We start from the raw sequence: 18,510 nt of genomic DNA, 5'->3' as shown, positions 1-18,510 counted from the left end.
CAGGGGGCGGCTCCAGGCGGGCAATGGCGGCTATTGTGCCAGCCTTTTGCTTTGCATGTGGCCAGATCGCGGGGCAAGCCCGCTCCCATGTGTCCGACGCTCAGGCGCTTGGCAGGTAATTTTCCGTGCGCCAGCTAGCCTTTTAAAGGTGCCGCCTGTAGCAGTCGCGCACCAGCGGTGTGCACTTCGGTGACGTCCGCTGTTACAGGGCGGTTGCACGTTAACACTCGCAAGGGTTGCAATGATGGCGCTCGGCGGTTGCTCCTTGTCTAGGCATTTCGGTAGCGCTTGCCTCACGGCAGACGGTTGCACGCTCAATAAAGAAAAGGCCGTCGGTCGCCTCGCCCAACCCCTCATCGTGTGTTTTCCCAGAAGACAAAACCACTGGCACGGCCCTTGCTCAGAGCACAGGGCTGAGAAGTTGTAGTGCCAACCAAAAAAAATACTCTAGGAGCACCACCTCATGTCGCAGACGTTTTACAAGAAAGGTTTCCTGGCCCTGGCTGTCGCCACGGCCCTGGGTGTTTCTTCGTATGTTCAGGCCGATCTCAAGATCGGCGTCGCTGGCCCGATGACCGGGGCCAACGCAGCGTTTGGCGAGCAGTACATGAAAGGTGCCCAGGCGGCGGCCGACAAGATCAACGCAGCCGGCGGCGTGAACGGCGAGAAGATCGTCCTGGTCAAGGGCGATGACGCCTGCGAGCCCAAGCAGGCGGTGGCCGTGGCCAACCGCCTGGTCGACCAGGACAAGGTCGCCGGCGTGGTCGGCCACTTCTGCTCCTCCAACACCATCCCGGCCTCCGAGGTGTATGACGAGGCTGGTGTGATCGCCATCACCCCCGGCTCGACCAACCCGCAGGTCACCGAGCGCGGCCTGTCGGCGATGTTCCGCATGTGCGGGCGCGACGACCAGCAGGGCATCGTCGCCGGCAACTACATCGTCGACGTGCTCAAAGGCAAGAAGGTCGCCGTGCTGCACGACAAGGACACCTACGGCCAGGGCCTGGCCGACGCGACCAAGGCGCAACTGGAGAAGCGCGGCGTCAAGCCGGTGCTGTACGAGGGCCTGACCCGCGGCGAGAAGGACTTCAGCGCCGTGGTCACCAAGATCCGCGCCGCCGGTGCCGATGTCGTCTACTTCGGTGGCCTGCACCCGGAAGCCGGCCCGCTGGTACGCCAACTGCGCGAGCAGGGCCTCAAAGACGTCAAGTTCATGTCCGACGACGGCATCGTCACCGACGAGCTGGTGACGACTGCCGGTGGGGCCCAGTACGTCGATGGCGTGTACATGACCTTCGGCGCCGACCCGCGCCTGTTGCCAGAGAGCAAGTCGGTGGTCGAAGAGTTCCGCAAGGCCGGCACCGAGCCGGAGGGCTACACCCTGTATGCCTACGCCTCGATCCAGGCCCTGGCCGCGGCCTTCAACGGCGCCAAGTCGAACAAGGGCGAAGACGCCGCCAAGTGGCTCAAGGCCAACCCGGTCGAGACCGTCATGGGCAAGAAGGAATGGGACCAGAAGGGCGATCTGAAAGTCTCCGACTACGTGGTCTACCAGTGGGATGCCAACGGCAAGTACCACCAGCTGGAAAAACAAAAATAACAATGGCATCCGGCCCGGGCGCGCCATGCCCCGGGCCGTTGCCCCGCGGTACCTGTCATTGTCAGTAGATCTGCACAGTTCTGCGCTGCGAGGGCCGCTGTACCTGGGCCCACCGTGGTCGGCGCTCGTGCAATCTCCATCAGGTGAGATTGCGTTATGGATGGTATTTTCCTGCAGCAACTGGTCAACGGCCTGACCCTCGGGTCGGTCTACGGCCTGATCGCCATCGGCTACACCATGGTCTATGGCATCATCGGCATGATCAACTTCGCGCACGGCGAGGTGTACATGATCTCCGCGTACCTCGCGGCGATCAGCCTGGCATTGCTGGCCTACTTCGGCATCGAGTCCTTCCCCCTGCTGATGCTCGGCACCTTGTTGTTCACGGTGGTCGTCACCGGCGTCTACGGTTTCACCATCGAGCGCATCGCCTACAGACCCTTGCGCAACTCCACCCGCCTGGCGCCGCTGATCAGCGCCATCGGCATTTCGCTGATCCTGCAGAACTACGCGCAGATCAGCCAGGGCGCCCGCCAGCAGGGCGTGCCGACGCTGCTCGAAGGTGCCTGGCGCATCGATGTCGGCAGCGGCTTCGTGCAGTTGACCTACACCAAGATCTTCATCCTCGTCGCGGCCTTCGTCGGCATGGGCCTGCTCACCTACGTGATCAAGTACACCAAGCTCGGGCGCATGTGCCGGGCCACCCAGCAGGACCGCAAGATGGCCTCGATCCTGGGGATCAACACCGACCGGGTGATCTCCTATGTGTTCGTCATCGGCGCGGTGATGGCGGCATTGGCCGGGGTGCTGATCACCATGAACTACGGCACCTTCGACTTCTATGCCGGCTTCATCATCGGCATCAAGGCCTTCACCGCCGCAGTGCTCGGCGGCATCGGCTCGCTGCCGGGAGCAATGCTCGGCGGGATCATCCTGGGGATCTCCGAATCGCTGTTCTCCGGCCTGATCAATTCCGACTACAAGGACGTGTTCAGTTTCTCGCTGCTGGTGATGATCCTCATCTTCCGGCCCCAGGGCCTGCTGGGCCGCCCGCTCGTGGCTAAGGTGTGAACATGTCCGCTGCCAATACTGCCTGCGCATCGCCTGGCAACACTTTCGATCTCAAACGCAGTCTGCTGGAGACCTTGGTCGCCGGCATGCTGGCCCTGATCGTCTTTGGTCCTGTCGTCGGCGTGGTGCTCGACGGCTACAGCTTCAACGCCGAGCCGCGCCGCGTCGCCTGGCTGGTCGGCGCGGTGATGCTCGGGCGCTTCGTGCTCAGCCTGTTCCTGCAGACCGCCACCGGGCAGCGCCTGCAGCAAGGGTTCGACAGTGGTGGTTCGGGTGTCCACGTGCTGGCGCCGAACTACAAGTCGCGCCTGCGCTACATCATTCCGGCACTGATCGTGATCGCCATCGTGTTCCCGGTATTCGCCAACAAGTACCTGCTGACCGTGGTCATCCTCGGCCTGATCTACGTGTTGCTGGGGCTGGGCTTGAACATCGTGGTCGGCCTGGCCGGGTTGCTCGACCTGGGCTACGTGGCGTTCTACGCCATCGGCGCCTACGGTCTGGCCCTGGGCTACCAGTACCTGGGCCTGGGCTTCTGGAGCGTGCTACCGCTGGCGGCCATCGCCGCGGCGCTGGCGGGCTGCATCCTCGGCTTCCCGGTGCTGCGCATGCATGGCGACTACCTGGCGATCGTCACCCTTGGCTTCGGCGAGATCATCCGCCTGGTGCTGAACAACTGGTTGTCGTTCACTGGCGGCCCCAACGGCATGCCTGCGCCGTCACCGACCTTCCTGGGCCTGGAATTCGGCCGCCGGGCCAAGGATGGCGGGGTGCCGATCCACGAGTTCTTCGGCTTCGAGTACAACGCCAATCTCAAGTTCGTGTTCATCTATGCGGTGCTGTTCCTGGTGGTGCTGGCGGTGCTGTACATCAAGCACCGCTTGACGCGCATGCCGGTCGGGCGCGCCTGGGAAGCGCTGCGCGAAGACGAGATCGCCTGTCGCTCGATGGGCCTGAACCATGTGCTGGTCAAGCTCTCGGCATTCACCCTGGGCGCCTCCACCGCGGGCCTGGCGGGGGTGTTCTTCGCCACCTACCAGGGCTTCGTCAACCCGTCGTCGTTCACCTTCTTCGAGTCGGCACTGATCCTCGCCATCGTCGTGCTTGGCGGCATGGGCTCGACCGTGGGCGTGGTGATCGCGGCCTTCGTGCTGACCGTGGCGCCGGAACTGCTGCGCAGCTTCTCCGAATACCGGGTGCTGTTGTTCGGCGTGCTGATGGTGCTGATGATGATCTGGCGACCGCGTGGGCTGATCCGCATCAGCCGTACCGGTGTGGTCCCGCGTAAAGGAGTGGCGCCATGAGCGACGATATCATTCTGTCGGTCGACAACCTGATGATGCAGTTCGGTGGGATCAAGGCGCTCAGCGATGTCAGCCTGAAGGTCAGGCGCAATCAGATCTTCGCCCTGATCGGCCCCAACGGCGCCGGCAAGACCACGGTGTTCAACTGCCTGACCGGTTTCTACAAGGCCAGTGGCGGGCGCATCGAACTGAACGTGCGCGGCACCAGCACCAACGTCATCCAACTGCTCGGCGAGCGCTTCCAGGCGGTGGACTTCGTGTCCCCGGCGCGCTTCGCCAGCCGTATGTACTACAAGATGTTCGGCGGTACCCACCTGGTCAATCGGGCCGGGTTGGCACGCACCTTCCAGAACATTCGCCTGTTCCGGGAGATGTCGGTGGTGGAGAACCTGCTGGTGGCCCAGCACATGTGGGTCAACCGCAACTTGTTGGCTGGCGTGCTCAACACGCCTGGCTATCGCAAGGCCGAGAGCGACGCGCTGGACCATGCCTTCTACTGGTTGGAGGTGGTCGATCTGGTCGATTGCGCCAATCGCCTGGCCGGCGAGCTTTCCTACGGTCAGCAGCGCCGCCTGGAGATCGCCCGGGCCATGTGCACGCGGCCGAAGATCATCTGCCTGGACGAGCCGGCCGCCGGCCTCAACCCGCATGAAACCGAGGCGCTGAGCCGGATGATCCGTGTGCTACGCGACGAGCACGACATCACCGTGGTGCTGATCGAGCATGACATGGGCATGGTCATGAGCATTTCCGACCATATCGTCGTGCTCGACCACGGCAACGTGATCGCCGAGGGCGCGCCACAGGAGATCCGCAACAACCCGACGGTGATCGCCGCCTACCTGGGTGCCGACGAAGAGGAGCTGGTATGAGTGCACCCATTCTCGAACTGAAGGACCTGGACGTGTTCTATGGGCCGATCCAGGCATTGAAGAAGGTCTCGATGCATATCGACGAGGGCGAGACGGTGAGCCTGATCGGCGCCAACGGCGCGGGCAAGTCGACGCTGTTGATGTCGATCTTCGGCCAGCCTCGCGCAGCGTCCGGGCAGATCGTCTACCGCGGCACCGACATTACCCGCAAGTCCTCGCACTACATTGCCTCCAACGGCATCGCCCAGTCGCCGGAGGGGCGCCGGGTGTTCCCCGACATGACCGTCGAGGAGAACCTGATGATGGGCACCATCCCGATCGGCGACAAGTACGCGGCTGAAGACATGCAGCGCATGTACGAGCTGTTCCCACGGCTCGAGGAGCGGCGCAACCAGCGGGCGATGACCATGTCCGGTGGCGAGCAGCAGATGCTGGCGATTGCCCGGGCGCTGATGAGCCGACCGAAACTGCTGTTGCTCGATGAACCGTCGCTGGGGCTGGCGCCGATCGTGGTCAAGCAGATCTTCGCGACCCTGCGTGAGCTGGCCAAGACCGGGATGACCATTTTCCTGGTCGAGCAGAACGCCAACCATGCGCTGAAGCTGTCGGATCGTGCCTATGTGATGGTCAACGGACAGATTCGCATGACCGGGACCGGGCAGGAGCTGCTGGCCAACGAGGAGGTGCGCAACGCCTATCTCGGCGGGCACTGAGCTCCTGTCGCGGGGCAAGCCCGCTGCCACGAACGCCATGCAGGCTATTCGTGGCAGCGGGCTTGCCCCGCGATGCTTTTCAGGTGTGCCAGCAGATGTGGACAACTTGTCGCATATCTTTCTCGACCCACGCTAGGACCTTCACGCAAGCCCTTGTTTCCACAGCTGGAAAACTTTCCACGGATTATGTGGAACCGCCTGTGGAAAACATGGTGGCACCTCGCGCAAGCCCAGGATTATCAAGGCATCCAAGGTGTTGCTCGTTTTTTGATCAATCGACCTTTGTAGCTGATTTATCACGCTTTTCCAGCCGTTGGACGAGGTGCTCAATGGCTGCCCGCTATCTGTGGGTAACTCTGTGAAAAAGCCTTGGACAGACGGTCGCAAGCGCCGTATTTGAAGGCGTGTAGCCATCATCGAAAGATTTCCACAGGACCCCAGGCAGGTAAACGCTTCCGCCAGGCTGATGAGTTGCCCCCAATCTGTGGGGAAAGCCTTGTGGATAAGATGCGCATAGTCTGGCCTGGACCCTCTAGCATAGGGCTTTCCCGGCGTTGTTCATTTTTTGTCCAGACACAGGGACAGTTGTCGGCAACGACGGCGCCGGGCATGCTGCGGGGCCTGCCGACGAATAATCCACAGCTAAGGAGAAGAGCATGACGTCCACCGTATTCATCACTGGCGCGACTTCCGGTTTTGGCGAGGCCACCGCCCGCCGATTCGCCGACGCCGGCTGGAAACTGGTGCTCACCGGCCGTCGCAAGGAACGCCTGGATGCGCTGTGCGCGCAGCTGTCGGCCAAGACCGAGGTGCACGGCCTGGTGGTCGACGTACGCGACCGCCAGGCGATGGAAGCCGCCATCGCCAGCCTGCCGCCGAGCTTCGACAAGCTGCAGGGCCTGGTCAACAACGCAGGCCTGGCGCTGGGAGTCGATGCGGCGCAGAACTGCAGCCTGGATGACTGGGAGACCATGGTCGACACCAACATCAAGGGCCTGATGTACACCACTCGCCTGTTGCTGCCGCGGTTGATCGCCCATGGGCGCGGTGCGTCGATCCTCAATGTCGGGTCGGTGGCGGGCAACTACCCGTATCCGGGCGCCAACGTGTATGGCGGCACCAAGGCCTTTGTCGGCCAGTTCTCGCTGAGCCTGCGCTGCGACCTGCGGGGGACCGGGGTGCGGGTCAGCAACATTGAACCTGGGCTGTGCGAGAGCGAGTTCTCGCTGGTGCGTTTCGGCGGCGACCAGGCCAAGTACGACGCCACCTATGCTGGCGCCGAGCCGATCCAGCCGCAGGACATCGCCGAGACCATCTTCTGGATCCTCAACCAGCCGGCGCACATCAACATCAACAGCCTCGAGCTGATGCCGGTGAGCCAGGACTGGGCAGGGTTCTCGATCGATCGCTCGGCCAAGGGTTGATACACCGATGATCGCCGGACAAGCCCGCTCCCGCGCCGGTGAAATGTGGGAGCGGGCTTGCCCCGCGACAGCGTCAGACCAGGCGCTGCAGGCTTTCCAGGCAGGTTGCCAGGTGATAGGGGGTGGTCGAGGGCATGTCATGGCGGCTCACCGCCCCCGCGTCGTCGCGGCATTCGTGCCAACCGCCGTGATGCAGGAACTGCGACTCCAGAGCCTGTAGCTGTACCAGCAGCTGCGCTTCGCTGCCGGGTCGCAAGGCCAGTGCCCGCAAGTATTCGGCCTGGGCCCAGACCCGCTGGGTCGCGTCGATGACCTTGCCATTGGCATCCAGCATCGCCAGTACCGCCGAACCCTTCACGCCGCACTGTTCGGCGAAGTCGAAGGCACGCGCGATGGAGGCGTGCAGCGGCGTTTCGCGCAGCAATGCTGAAGTATCCAGCAGGTAGAACCATTCGAACTGGTGCCCTGGCTCGAACCAGTTATCCACAGCGCCACGCGGTTTTTCCAGCATCAGGCCGTGGGTCGGTTCGATGAAGTGCGCCTGCAGGGCATCGCACAGTTGCAGCAGCGCCTGGCGTACCTCGTCGTCCTCGCGCACGGCCAGCACTTGCAGGAAGGCCTCGGCCAGGTGCATCTGCGGATTCTGCAACGGGCCGCTGCCCAGGTCGGACCAGTCTTCGCCGAGGCTGGCCTCGTACAGGCCGTCGTCGCGGGAGAACTGCTCGTGGATTACTTCGAGCGCGCCATTGAGCGTGGCTTCCACCAGCCCTTCGCCGACCTTGCCCCAGTAATGGGCACAGGCGAAGGCGATGAAGGCGTGGGTGTAGAGGTCCTTGCGCCGGTCGAGTGGCTTGCCCTGGGCGTCGATGCTGTAGAACCAGCCGCCGTGCTCGGCATCGTGGAAATGTTTCTGCAGCGAGCGGAACAGCGCTGCTGCACGTTCGGCCGCGCCCGGTTGTTCGATGCGGCTGCTGAACAGGTACAACTGGCGGGCGCAGGCCATGGCCCGATAGCGCTGCACCGGCAAGGGACGGTGCTCGGCATCGAGCGCCTCGTAGGGCAGGGCCATTTCGGCGTTCCAGCCCGGACCTTGCCACAGCGGCACGATGCGTTCGGCGAAATGCTGGCGGAAACGGGTCAATACAGGGCGGGGGTCGGGCATGCTGGCGCTCGTGGACGGTCGGGCAGGGCGCCATGGTAGCAGAACTGGGAGTGTGGATTGGCTGTTCGGGCCCATCGCGGGGCAGCCTGCCCCCACGATGAGCAGGGCAGGCCGCCACTTAGCCGGGGTTGCCCAGTCCTTGCCAGTGTCGGGCGCCAACGAAGATGAAGCGCAACTGCTGGGTGATCTTCTCTTGCGGGCTCATGGCTTGAGGGTTCGTCGGATCATCGCTGTCGATCAGCTCGGGCAGGGTGGCGAACACCGTCTTGACCACCAGGTCGGCCATCACCGCCAGGGCGGCGCCGTCCAGGTGCTGCCAGCGTGGCATGAGTGCCAGGTCGGTGGCCAGATCCGAGCTGATGTCGTGGCGCAGGCGCGCGATGGCCTGGCGCACCGCCTGGGAGCCGCCGTACTGCTCGCGGGCGAGGAACAGGAACTGCGCACGGTGGGCGGTGACCACGTCGAGGAAGATGCGCACCGAGGCATCGGTGATACCCCCGAGTTCGAACTCGTTCTGGCGCACCAGGCGAATGGTCTGGCGGAAGGTGGTGTCGACCTCGGCGACCAGGGCCAGGCCCAGGGCGTCCATGTCCGGGAAGTGGCGGTAGAAGCCGGTGGGAACGATGCCCGCGGCCTTGGCCACTTCGCGCAGACTGATGCTGCCGAAGCCGCGACCGCTCTCCATGAGCTGGCAGGCGGCGTCCAGCAGGGCCAGGCGGGTTTGGAGCTTCTGTTCGGCGCGCGGCAGCATGAGCGGGATTCTGTGACTGTACGGCTGGGCATTCTGGATAAAAAAACAAAGCCCGGTCAATGGACCGGGCCTGGCGGCGAGCAGATGTGTCGTGGCGGGCTGTTGTGCTTGGCCATGGCAATCAGCTCAGGTGGCTGCGTTCGATCAGGCGATCCGAGCCACCTTCGGCGACGCGGTTGTTGCGTTCGATCAGGCGATCCGAGCCACCTTCGGCGACGCGGTTGTTGCGCTCGATCAGGCGGTCCGAGCCACCTTCGGCGACGCGGTTGTTGCGTTCGATCAGACGATCCGAGCCACCTTCGGCGACGCGACCTGCGCGTTCCTGCAGACGCTCGGCGCCACCCTCGGCCAAGGTGTTCAGCGGTTGCGAGAACGTGGCGGCGCTGGAGTGCGATTCGGCGCTCAGGTGTTGTTCGGCGGCCGGCAGGGCGAAGGCGTTGGCGGCCAGAACTGAAAGGGTCAGGCTCAGCAGCAATTGGCGTTTCATGATCTCGGTGCTCCTCTGGGGGGCTGGGAAAGTGGGTATGGAGGCAATGCTACGCCCGGTAACCCCAGAGAGAAGTTCATCAGGATAATGGTAACAATCGACGCCATTGATACTCGGCTGCGCAGGCTCTGAATCAACGGGTACAGCGGTGATGCCGAAAAACTGCGGCGTCGTTCGCCCGGTAACAGGCAAGCCCGGCGTCGACCAATAGCTGAGAAAGGCGTCAGGAAAAACTCCGTTATCATGCGCGCCAGATTAAACCCGACGGGTTTTCATCAGTCCGACATACTGAGAGCCATCGCCCCGCCCGTTTTGCCGTCAGGAGACCCATGCAATGACGCGCCCTGCCAGAATCCTGCTCTGGACCTTCGCCACCCTGGCCACCCTGCTGGCGATCCTGGTGGTGGTGATCGCCACCTTCGACTGGAACCGCGTCAAGCCACTGCTCAACGAGAAGGTCTCCGAGGCCCTGCACCGGCCGTTCGCGATCAATGGCAACCTCGCCGTGCACTGGCGCACCGAACCTGAAGAGGGTGGCTGGCGGGCCTTCGTGCCCTGGCCGCATTTCACCGCCGAGGACCTGACCCTGGGCAACCCCGACTGGCTCAAGGAACCGCGCATGGTAGGCCTCGAGCGTGTCGAGTTCCGTCTGGCACCGTTGCCGTTGATTGTCCAGCGCATCAGCATTCCCCGTATCGATCTGGTCAAGCCTGCCGCCAGCCTCACGCGCCTGGCCGACGGCCGGGCCAACTGGGTCTTCGACTTTGGTCCCAAGGACGAGAACGAAGCTCCCTCCAAGTGGGAGCTGGAGATCGGTGCCATTGGCTTCGACCAAGGCAACATCAGCTTCGACGACCAGACCTTGAAGACCAGCATGAAGGTGCAGGTCGACCCGCTGGGCAAGCCGGTGCCGTTCAGCGACATCGTCGGCAAGGCCCGTGCCGAGAAGGTCGGCAACGCCCAGGACTACGCCTTCGGTTTCAAGGCGCAGGGGCGCTACAAGGGGCTGGCCGTCACCGGCACCGGCAAGATCGGCGGCCTGCTGGCGCTGCAGGATGCCAGCCAGCCGTTTCCGCTGCAGGCCGACGTGCGCATCGGCGACAGCCACGTCGCCTTGGCCGGGACCCTGACCGACCCACGCAACCTCGGAGCCCTCGACTTGCGCCTGAAACTCTCCGGCAGCAGCCTGGGCAACCTCTATCCCTTGACTGGCGTGACCCTGCCGGACACGCCAGCCTATTCCACCGATGGCCACCTCAGCGCCAACCTGCACGCTGCCGAGGGGGCGCAGTTCCGCTACCAGGGTTTCAACGGCAAGATCGGTGACAGCGACATTCATGGCGACCTGGCCTTCGTGGCCAGCCAGCCGCGTCCGAAGCTGTCCGGCAACCTGGTCTCCAGCCAATTGCTGTTCAAGGACCTCGCGCCGCTGATCGGCGCCGATTCCAACACCGAGCAGAAGGCCCGCGGCGGCGCCAGCAAACAGCCGGCGGACAAGGTGCTGCCGGTCGAGGAGTTCCGTACCGAGCGCTGGCGGTCGATGGATGCCGACGTGACCTTCGCCGGCAAGCGCATCGTGCACAGCGAAAAACTGCCGTTCAACGACCTGTCGGCCCATGTGATCCTCGAAGATGGCCTGCTGCGCCTGGAGCCACTGCGCTTCGGTGTGGCCGGCGGCAACCTCGATGCCAACATCCGCCTGGACGGGCGCAGCGCGCCCATGCAGGGCCGTGCCCAACTGACCGCCCGTGGCTTCAAGCTCAAGCAGTTGTTCCCAGGATTCGCGCCGATGCAGACCAGCTTCGGCGAGCTCAACGGCGATGCCGATATCAGTGGCCGCGGCAACTCGGTGGCGGCCTTGCTCGGCACCTCCAGCGGCGCCCTGCGCTTGTTGATGAACGATGGCGCGATCAGCCGCGGCCTGATGGAGATCGCCGGGCTCAACGTGGGCAACTACGTGATCGGCAAGCTGTTCGGTGACGAGGAGGTGAAGATCAACTGCGCGGCGGCCGACGTGGGTATCAAGGATGGCCTGGCCACTACTCGCCTGTTCGTCTTCGACACCGAGAACGCGATCATCTACATCAATGGCACGGCCAACTTCGCCAGCGAGCAGCTGGACCTGAAGATCACTCCGGAATCCAAGGGCGTGCGGCTGTTCTCGTTGCGCTCGCCGCTGTACGTGCGTGGGCCGTTCGCCAAGCCCAGCGCGGGCGTGCAGGCAGTGCCGCTGGCACTGCGCGGCGCGGGGATGGTGGCGTTGGGCGTGGTGGTCGGACCGGCGGCGGGACTGCTGGCGCTGATCGCCCCTAGCAGCGGCGATGTGCCGAACCAGTGCACGCCGCTGTTGCAGCAGATGAAAGCCGGCAAGGCGCCGGCAGCGGTCAAGGGCAGGAAGTAACCGGAATCTCGCGACCTGATCGCGGGGCCGGCCCGCTCCCAGGGATATCAGCAGGGGAGTGGGCTTGCCCCGCGATTGCGATCACAAGCCTTGCAACAGGTCCGACATATCGTCCGCGTGTTCTTCTTCCTGGGCCAGGATGTCCTCGAAGATGCGTCGGGTGGTCGGGTCCTTGTCGCCGATGTACTGGATGATCTCGCGGTAGCTGTCGATGGCGATGCGCTCGGCCACCAGGTCCTCCAGCACCATTTCCTTCAGGTCGCGCCCGGCCACGTACTGGGCATGGGAGTGCTTGCTCAGGTTGTCCGGGTTGAAGTCCGGTTCGCCACCCAGCTGGACGATGCGCTCGGCCAGTTTGTCGGCATGTTCGGCCTCCTGGTTGGCATGCTCCAGGAACTCCGCGGCGGCGACGCTGGCCTTGATGCCGCTGGCCATGAAGTAGTGACGCTTGTAGCGCAGGGTGCAGACCAGCTCGGTGGCCAGCGACTCGTTGAGCAGGCGCAGGATCTTCTCGCGATCGGCGTGGTAACCCTCGGTCACCGCGCCTTGTTCGACATGCTGGCGGGCACGCTCGCGCAGGGTCTTCACATCGGTCAGTTCAACGCTCATGTTCATCTCCTAGACGGTCAGGGTGGTCATGCGCCGTGGATGGCGTCGCTGTCTTGCTGGCGTTGCTTGCAGGTCTTGAAGCCTTTGGCGTCGACATGCCCGGTGGCATCGAAGCGCACGTAGTAGGGCTGCTGGTGCCCGTCGCGGTTGAGCACGTAGTTGTTGCAGGTGCCGCCGTGAGGCAGGTCGATCACGCTCGACGGGCTGCCGCCGATGGCGATGACTTTCTGCATGGTCATGCCGTTCTCGACCTGCTTGACCAGGGGTTCGTTGCGGTAGGTGACGTAGTCCACCGGGTTCTCCGGACGGCTGCCACAGGCGCTCAGGGTCACGCTTGCCAGCAGGATGGCCAGGGTTCGCTTGTACATGGTCCAGCTCCTTGCTCAAGGTCTGTTCTGCTTGGAACCGCACGGCGCGCCAGGAGTTCGATTGCGCATGACTTGGCCGGGGCGCTAGTGTGGCGCGGTCGTCCACGCAAGAGGGCAGGGGCAATGAGTCAGGAACTGGCCACGCGATATCCACTGGTACTGGTGCCGGGCATGCTCGGCTTCGTGCGGGCGCTGGTGTATCCCTACTGGTTCGGCATCGTTCCGGCGTTGCGCCGAGGCGGCGCGCAGGTGTACCCGGTGCAGGTGTCGCCCTTGCACGCCAGCGAGGTGCGTGGCGAGCAGCTGCTGCTCATCATCGAGGATATCTGCCAGCGCAGCGGGGCGCAGAAGGTCAACCTGATCGGCCACAGCCAGGGCGCGTTGAGCGCTCGCTACGCGGCGGCGAAACGACCGGAGCGGGTGGCTTCGGTGACCTCGGTGGCAGGGCCGAACCATGGCTCGGAACTGGCCGACCATCTTGAGCGCACGGCGCCTGGCGACTCGCCCCGAGGACGTATCCTCAAGGCCGTGCTGCATGGCTTCGCAGTACTGCTGGGCTGGCTGGAAACTGGCTGGCGCCGCGATCCGCTGCCGATCGACGTGCACGCTTCGCACCAGTCGCTGACCAGCGCCGGGGTGGCGCTGTTCAACCAGGCCTATCCACAGGGCCTGCCGGAGGTCTGGGGCGGCGAGGGGCCGGCGCAGGTGAACGGCGTGCGTTACTACTCCTGGTCCGGCACCTTGCAGCCGGGGCGTACGGATCAAGGCTTGAACCGCTTCGATGGGAGCAATCGCTTCTGCCGCCTGTTCGCCCGCAGCTTCGTGCGTGAAAAGGGGCAGTGCGACGGTATGGTCGGGCGCTTCAGTTCGCACCTGGGGCAAGTGATCGGCGATGACTATCCGCTCGATCACCTGGATATCGTCAACCAGTCACTCGGTGCGGTGGGCAAGGGCGCGGAGCCGGTGCGGCTGTTCACCGAGCATGCGGCACGGCTCAAGGCTGCCGGGTTGTGACGAACCCGAGGCTGCTCTTGCTAGAAGAGCGAACCTCCCCGCAGGAGCGGCCTGGTGTCGCGAAAGGAGCGCATCGCGCTCCCCCTGCGGTCAACGGCGTACCGGCGTGGTCCAGCGTTCGGCCAGCAGCACGCCGACCAGGGTCAGCACACCACCGACCAGGTGATAGCTGGCCAGGCGCTCATCGAGCACCACGGCGGCGATCACCGCAGTGACCACCGGCAGCAGGTTGAAGAACAGCGTGGTGCGGCTGGGGCCCAGGCGATGCACGGCCTGCATCCACACCCGCGGCGCCACCATCGAGGCCAGCACGCAGGCATACAGCACCAGGCCGATGTTGTTGCCGTTCAGGCCGGTCTTCGGCGACAGCAGGAACAGCGGCAGCAGCACCAGGATGGCCACCAGCACCTGCAGGTACAGCAGTTGCAACGGCGGCAGGCGCAATTGCCATTTCTTCAGCAGGAAGCTGTACAGCGCGTAGGCCAGGGTAGCTACCAGCATCAGCAGGTCGCCGCTGTTCAGGCCCTGGTGCAGCAAGGTCGCCGGCTGGCCCGCGGAGACCACCTCGAGCACGCCGACGAACGACACCAGTGCTCCGGCCAGCGCGCCGTAGCTCAGGCGCTGGCCGAGCCAGGCGATGGACAGCGCCAGTGACATCAGCGGCATCAGCGACAGGATGATGCCCATGTTGGTGGCGCTGGTGATGCCGGCGGCGAAGTACGCCAGGCTCTGGTACATGGCCATGCCCAGCACGCCGAGGACGAACACCTTGCCCAGGTGCGGGCGGATCGCCGCACGGTTGCGCCAGACCTGGGGCAGCAGGAACGGGGTGAACAGCAGGCCGGCCAGCAGCCAGCGATAGAAGCCGATCTCGGCGGGCTGGATGGCGCCGGCGGACATCTTGGTGACCACGGTGTTGCCAGCCCAGATGAGGATGGCGACGAGGGGGAAGAGGTAGTTCATGATGACTCTCGAGTTGCGGTTGGTTCGTGGGAGTGGGGCAAGCCCGTGCCCACGAGGTATAGCGGCGGGTATTATCGCCTGTCTGTCCACATGCCTATACTTCCATACAGACAATCCGCCCTGCGAAGCAGACAGATGGCCCGTAAATACCTCGACATTCCCCGTTTCGAACGGCTCCCCGCCCCGGTGTACTTCCGCTACGACGAGTTCGGCGCCGACACCCACAGTGCCCCGCATCGCCACCCGTGGGGCCAGCTCAACTATGCCGCCCATGGCTTGATGCACCTGGATGTCGAGGGCCAGCGCTTCATCTCGCCGCCGCACTACGCGGTGTGGGTACCGCCAGGCACCGAGCACGGCTGCTACAACCCTCAGGCCATCGTCTATCGCTCGGTCTACCTGGATCGCAGCCTGTGCGCCGGCCTGCCGCCAGAGCCTTGCAGCCTGGTGATCAGCGATATCCTCAAGGCCATCCTCGGCGACTTCGCCCGCCGCGACCTCAAGGTCGCCCAGGATGAGCGCGACCAGCGTCTGGTGCAGGTGCTCATCGACCAGTTGCACCTGGCTCCGACCCAGAGCTGCTACCTGCCGTTCGCCCGCAGCGACAGCCTGCGCCAGGTGCTCGAGGCCCTGCACGGCGACCCCGGCGACAACCGCCCGCTGGCCGACTGGGCTGTGCAGGTGCATGTCAGTGAGCGGACCCTGGCCCGGCACTTCCTGCGTGAACTGGGCATGAGCTTCGGCGAGTGGCGCCTGCGCCTGCGTTTCCTGCGCGCGATCGAAGCGCTGGAGGCAGGCCTGCCGATCCAGGCCATTGCCTTCGACCTCGGCTACAGCAGCGCCTCGGCATTCATTGCCATGTTCCAGCGCCAGGCCCAGTGCACGCCGGAGCAGTATCGGCGGCAGGCGCGGGCAGAGATGTAAGAATTGTTGTCTACACTCAGCTCGACGACCGCGCATCGGGCGCGGGAACAAGGAGACCACTCCATGAAGCTGCTGCACGTACCTCTGCTGGTGTTGGGCATGTTGATCGCCGGCCAAGGATTCGCCGCCACCGCGCAACAGGAAAAGATGAAGACCTGCAACGCCGACGCCACCGCCAAGGCGCTCAAGGGCGACGAGCGCAAGGCGTTCATGAGCACCTGCCTGAAAAAGTCCCAGCCTGCCACCCAGCAGGAAAAGATGAAGACCTGCAACGCCGACGCCACCACCAAGGCGCTCAAGGGTGACGAGCGCAAGACCTTCATGAGCGACTGCCTCAAGAAGAAATGACCTGCGCCTATGCCTCTACCGTGAAGGCTGGCAGACTGCGGGTCTTTCCGCTGTCTGCCGTCGAGGCCGTATGACCTTCACTTCCCGCCAGGTCACCCTGGCCAGCTGGATCATCGTCATGGCCGGGCTGTTGCTGGCCCTGCCTCTCAAGCTGCTGCCGAGCCTGCTCGCCGGTCTGCTGGTGTTCGAGCTGGTCAACATGCTCACCCCGCGGCTGCAGCCGCTGATCGCCGGGCAGCGCGCACGCTGGCTGGCGGTGGCGTTGCTCGGCACCCTGGTGGTCAGCAGCCTGACCCTGCTGATCGCTGGCGCTTTCAGTTTCCTGTTGCACGAGGCGGAGAACCCCGGCGCCTCGCTGGACAAGTTCATGGCCCTGGTCGAGCGTGCCCGCGGCCAGTTGCCGCCGTTCATCGAAGGCTACCTGCCGGCCAGCGCGGCGGAGTTCAAGGTGGCCATCGGCGACTGGATCAGAAGCCACCTGAGCGACCTGCAACTGGTGGGCAAGGGCATGGCGCACATGTTCGTGACCTTGCTGATCGGCATGATCCTCGGCGCCATCATCGCCCTGCAACGGATCCCCGACCTGTCCCGGCGCAAGCCATTGGCGGCGGCGCTGTTCGAACGCCTGAGCCTGCTGGTGCAGGCGTTTCGCAACATCGTCTTCGCGCAGATCAAGATCTCGCTGCTCAACACGACCTTCACCGGCATCTTCCTGGCTGTGGTGCTGCCGCTGTTCGGCGTGCACCTGCCGCTGACCAAGACCCTGATCGTGCTGACCTTCCTGCTCGGATTGCTGCCGGTGATCGGCAACCTGATGTCCAACACCCTGATTACCATCGTCGGCTTGTCGCTGTCGCTCTGGGTGGCGGCGGCGGCGCTGGGTTACCTGATCGTGATCCACAAGGTCGAGTATTTCCTCAACGCGCGGATCGTCGGCGGGCAGATCAGTGCCAAGTCGTGGGAGCTGCTGCTGGCGATGCTGGTGTTCGAGGCCGCGTTCGGCCTGCCGGGGGTGGTGGCGGGGCCGATCTATTACGCGTACCTGAAGAGCGAGTTGAAGCGCGAGGAACTGGTCTGATCCAGCTCCCCGTCGCGGGGCTTCGGCTCAGGCTGCGCCGTAGCGCTTGCGCGCCTCGATCGCCAGGCCGCTGCCGATGCTGCCAAAGATGTTGCCTTCCACGTGCCGCGCGTTGGGCAGCATCGCCGCCACGCTGTTGCGCAGTGCCGGAATACCGCTGGAACCACCGGTGAAGAACACTGTGTCGACCTGGCTCTCGCTCACGCCGGCCTTGGCCAGCAATTCGGTCACGCTGGCGCGTACCCGCTCCAGCAAACCGTCGATCGCTTCCTCGAACAGGGCCCGGGTCAGCTCGGCGGTCAGTGCCGGCTCCACCCGGCCCAGGTCGATCTGGCGGCTGTTACGGTCGGTCAGCTCGATCTTGCTGGCTTCGACTTCCATCGCCAGCCAGTGCCCGGCACGCTGCTCGATCAGCTTGAACAGGCGGTCGATGCCCAGGGTATCCTCGATGTCGTAGCGCATGCTGCCCAGGGCCAGCTGCGATTTCTGCGCGTAGAGGGCGTTGATGGTGTGCCAGGTAGCCAGGTTGAGGTGGTAGCTGGTGGGCATCAGCGCGCCGCTCTTCATCCGGCTGCCGTAGCCGAACAGCGGCATCACGCCTTGCAGGCTCAACTGCTTGTCGAAGTCGGTACCGCCGATGTGCACGCCACCAGTGGCGAGGATGTCGTCCTGGCGTTCGTCCACCTGGTGGCGCTCGGGCGACAGGCGGATCAGGGTAAAGTCCGAGGTACCACCGCCGATATCGACGATGAGTACCAGCTCTTCACGGGCGATGCCCGACTCGTAGTCGAATGCGGCGGCGATCGGTTCGTACTGGAACGACACGTCCTTGAAGCCGATCTTGCGCGCGACCTCGGCCAGGGTGTCTTCGGCCTCCTGGTCGGCGGCCGGGTCCTCGTCGACGAAGAACACCGGGCGGCCCAGCACTACCTGGTCGAATTCACGACCGGCATCGGCTTCGGCGCGCTTTTTCAGCTCGCCGATGAACATGCCCAGCAGGTCCTTGAACGGCAGGGCGCTGCCCAGCACGCTGGTGTCGTGCTTGATCAGCTTGGAGCCCAGCAGGCTCTTGAGCGAGCGCATCAGGCGGCCTTCGTAGCCTTCCAGGTATTCGTGCAGGGCCAGACGACCGTATACCGGGCGACGTTCCTCGATGTTGAAGAAGACCACCGAAGGCAGGGTGATCTTGCCGTCTTCCAGGGCGATCAGCGATTCGACGCCCGGACGGTGCCAGCCGACCGTGGAGTTGGAGGTGCCGAAGTCGATGCCGAGGGCGCGGGCCGGGGATACGTCAGACATGAGGGAGTGCTTCCGGAGGCAAAACGGCCGCGCAGTTTATGCCAGTCTGCGGCTAAATCAAGACCGGTCGTCTGCGATAGCGCAACGCCGGATGAACCTTGAAAGGCTATGCTTGACCCCAA

Annotated in this window: 18 protein-coding genes; 11 read left to right on the top strand and 7 right to left on the bottom strand. The window is 64.3% G+C overall.

Annotated elements, in window-relative coordinates; genetic code table 11:
- Positions 1-463 precede the first annotated feature (463 nt).
- From F3J43_RS13365 to F3J43_RS13340, 6 genes are all read left to right on the top strand, one after another.
- Positions 464-1,600 carry a branched-chain amino acid ABC transporter substrate-binding protein gene (locus F3J43_RS13365; protein ID WP_166886882.1) on the top strand — a complete coding sequence of 379 codons (1,137 nt, stop codon included), beginning with the start codon at positions 464-466 and terminating at the stop codon, positions 1,598-1,600.
- A 156-nt stretch (positions 1,601-1,756) separates the two neighbouring features.
- A complete protein-coding gene (locus F3J43_RS13360; protein WP_166886879.1) occupies positions 1,757-2,671 on the top strand; it encodes an ABC transporter permease subunit in 915 nt (304 codons plus the stop codon).
- 2 nt (positions 2,672-2,673) lie between these two features.
- Positions 2,674-3,975: a high-affinity branched-chain amino acid ABC transporter permease LivM gene (gene livM, locus F3J43_RS13355; protein ID WP_166886876.1), complete on the top strand. Its 1,302-nt coding sequence runs from the start codon at positions 2,674-2,676 to the stop codon at positions 3,973-3,975.
- Entirely contained in the window at positions 3,972-4,847 is an 876-nt protein-coding gene (locus F3J43_RS13350) for an ABC transporter ATP-binding protein (RefSeq protein ID WP_166886873.1), read from the top strand. The genes livM and F3J43_RS13350 overlap by 4 nt, the downstream gene beginning before the upstream one ends.
- Positions 4,844-5,560 (top strand): ABC transporter ATP-binding protein, encoded by a 717-nt coding sequence (locus F3J43_RS13345; RefSeq protein WP_166886870.1) that lies wholly within the window; start codon positions 4,844-4,846, stop codon positions 5,558-5,560. The genes F3J43_RS13350 and F3J43_RS13345 overlap by 4 nt, the downstream gene beginning before the upstream one ends.
- 656 nt (positions 5,561-6,216) lie before the next feature.
- Positions 6,217-6,984 carry an SDR family oxidoreductase gene (locus tag F3J43_RS13340; protein WP_166886868.1) on the top strand — a complete coding sequence of 256 codons (768 nt, stop codon included), beginning with the start codon at positions 6,217-6,219 and terminating at the stop codon, positions 6,982-6,984.
- Between the two features lie 73 nt (positions 6,985-7,057).
- On the opposite strand, the gene F3J43_RS13335 is transcribed toward F3J43_RS13340, so the two are convergent.
- The 3 genes from F3J43_RS13335 to F3J43_RS13325 form a co-directional block, all read right to left on the bottom strand.
- The gene (locus tag F3J43_RS13335; protein WP_166886866.1) at positions 7,058-8,146 is read right to left on the bottom strand and encodes an AGE family epimerase/isomerase; all 1,089 of its coding nucleotides are present in this window, start codon (positions 8,144-8,146) and stop codon (positions 7,058-7,060) included.
- Between the two features lie 118 nt (positions 8,147-8,264).
- On the bottom strand, positions 8,265-8,897 hold the full coding sequence (locus F3J43_RS13330) for a TetR family transcriptional regulator (RefSeq protein ID WP_166886864.1): 633 nt from the start codon (positions 8,895-8,897) through the stop codon (positions 8,265-8,267).
- Positions 8,898-9,018: 121 nt separating this feature from the next.
- A complete protein-coding gene (locus F3J43_RS13325; protein ID WP_166886862.1) occupies positions 9,019-9,384 on the bottom strand; it encodes a hypothetical protein in 366 nt (121 codons plus the stop codon).
- 334 nt (positions 9,385-9,718) lie between these two features.
- On the opposite strand from F3J43_RS13325, the gene F3J43_RS13320 reads away from it, so the two are divergent.
- A complete protein-coding gene (locus F3J43_RS13320) occupies positions 9,719-11,785 on the top strand; it encodes an AsmA family protein (RefSeq protein ID WP_166886860.1) in 2,067 nt (688 codons plus the stop codon).
- An 81-nt stretch (positions 11,786-11,866) separates the two neighbouring features.
- Here F3J43_RS13320 and F3J43_RS13315 read toward each other — a convergent pair whose 3' ends face one another.
- A complete protein-coding gene (locus tag F3J43_RS13315) occupies positions 11,867-12,394 on the bottom strand; it encodes a ferritin-like domain-containing protein (RefSeq protein WP_166886858.1) in 528 nt (175 codons plus the stop codon).
- A 26-nt stretch (positions 12,395-12,420) separates the two neighbouring features.
- Complete coding sequence (osmE, locus tag F3J43_RS13310; protein WP_166886855.1) at positions 12,421-12,762, bottom strand: osmotically-inducible lipoprotein OsmE; 342 nt, start codon at positions 12,760-12,762, stop codon at positions 12,421-12,423.
- Positions 12,763-12,885: 123 nt separating this feature from the next.
- Between osmE and F3J43_RS13305 the strand changes: the two genes are divergently transcribed.
- A complete protein-coding gene (locus F3J43_RS13305; RefSeq protein WP_166886851.1) occupies positions 12,886-13,776 on the top strand; it encodes a lipase family alpha/beta hydrolase in 891 nt (296 codons plus the stop codon).
- 90 nt (positions 13,777-13,866) lie between these two features.
- On the opposite strand, the gene F3J43_RS13300 is transcribed toward F3J43_RS13305, so the two are convergent.
- Positions 13,867-14,739 carry a DMT family transporter gene (locus F3J43_RS13300; protein WP_166886848.1) on the bottom strand — a complete coding sequence of 291 codons (873 nt, stop codon included), beginning with the start codon at positions 14,737-14,739 and terminating at the stop codon, positions 13,867-13,869.
- Positions 14,740-14,874: 135 nt separating this feature from the next.
- On the opposite strand from F3J43_RS13300, the gene F3J43_RS13295 reads away from it, so the two are divergent.
- The 3 genes from F3J43_RS13295 (at position 14,875) to F3J43_RS13285 (ending at position 17,089) form a co-directional block, all read left to right on the top strand.
- Positions 14,875-15,663, top strand: a complete 789-nt coding sequence (locus F3J43_RS13295) for an AraC family transcriptional regulator (RefSeq protein WP_166886845.1) — start codon at positions 14,875-14,877, stop codon at positions 15,661-15,663.
- 63 nt (positions 15,664-15,726) lie between these two features.
- The gene (locus F3J43_RS13290) at positions 15,727-16,011 is read left to right on the top strand and encodes a PsiF family protein (RefSeq protein ID WP_166886843.1); all 285 of its coding nucleotides are present in this window, start codon (positions 15,727-15,729) and stop codon (positions 16,009-16,011) included.
- 70 nt (positions 16,012-16,081) lie between these two features.
- Positions 16,082-17,089: an AI-2E family transporter gene (locus F3J43_RS13285; protein ID WP_166886840.1), complete on the top strand. Its 1,008-nt coding sequence runs from the start codon at positions 16,082-16,084 to the stop codon at positions 17,087-17,089.
- 27 nt (positions 17,090-17,116) lie between these two features.
- Here F3J43_RS13285 and F3J43_RS13280 read toward each other — a convergent pair whose 3' ends face one another.
- Entirely contained in the window at positions 17,117-18,388 is a 1,272-nt protein-coding gene (locus tag F3J43_RS13280) for an Hsp70 family protein (protein ID WP_166886838.1), read from the bottom strand.
- Positions 18,389-18,510: the final 122 nt, after the last annotated feature.

Origin of the sequence: Pantoea sp. Cy-639 (assembly GCF_011752525.1) — a bacterium.
Lineage (GTDB): Bacteria > Pseudomonadota > Gammaproteobacteria > Pseudomonadales > Pseudomonadaceae > Aquipseudomonas.
The sequence above is the reverse complement of the archived record's forward strand: the minus strand, read 5'-3'. Positions and strand labels throughout refer to the sequence as shown.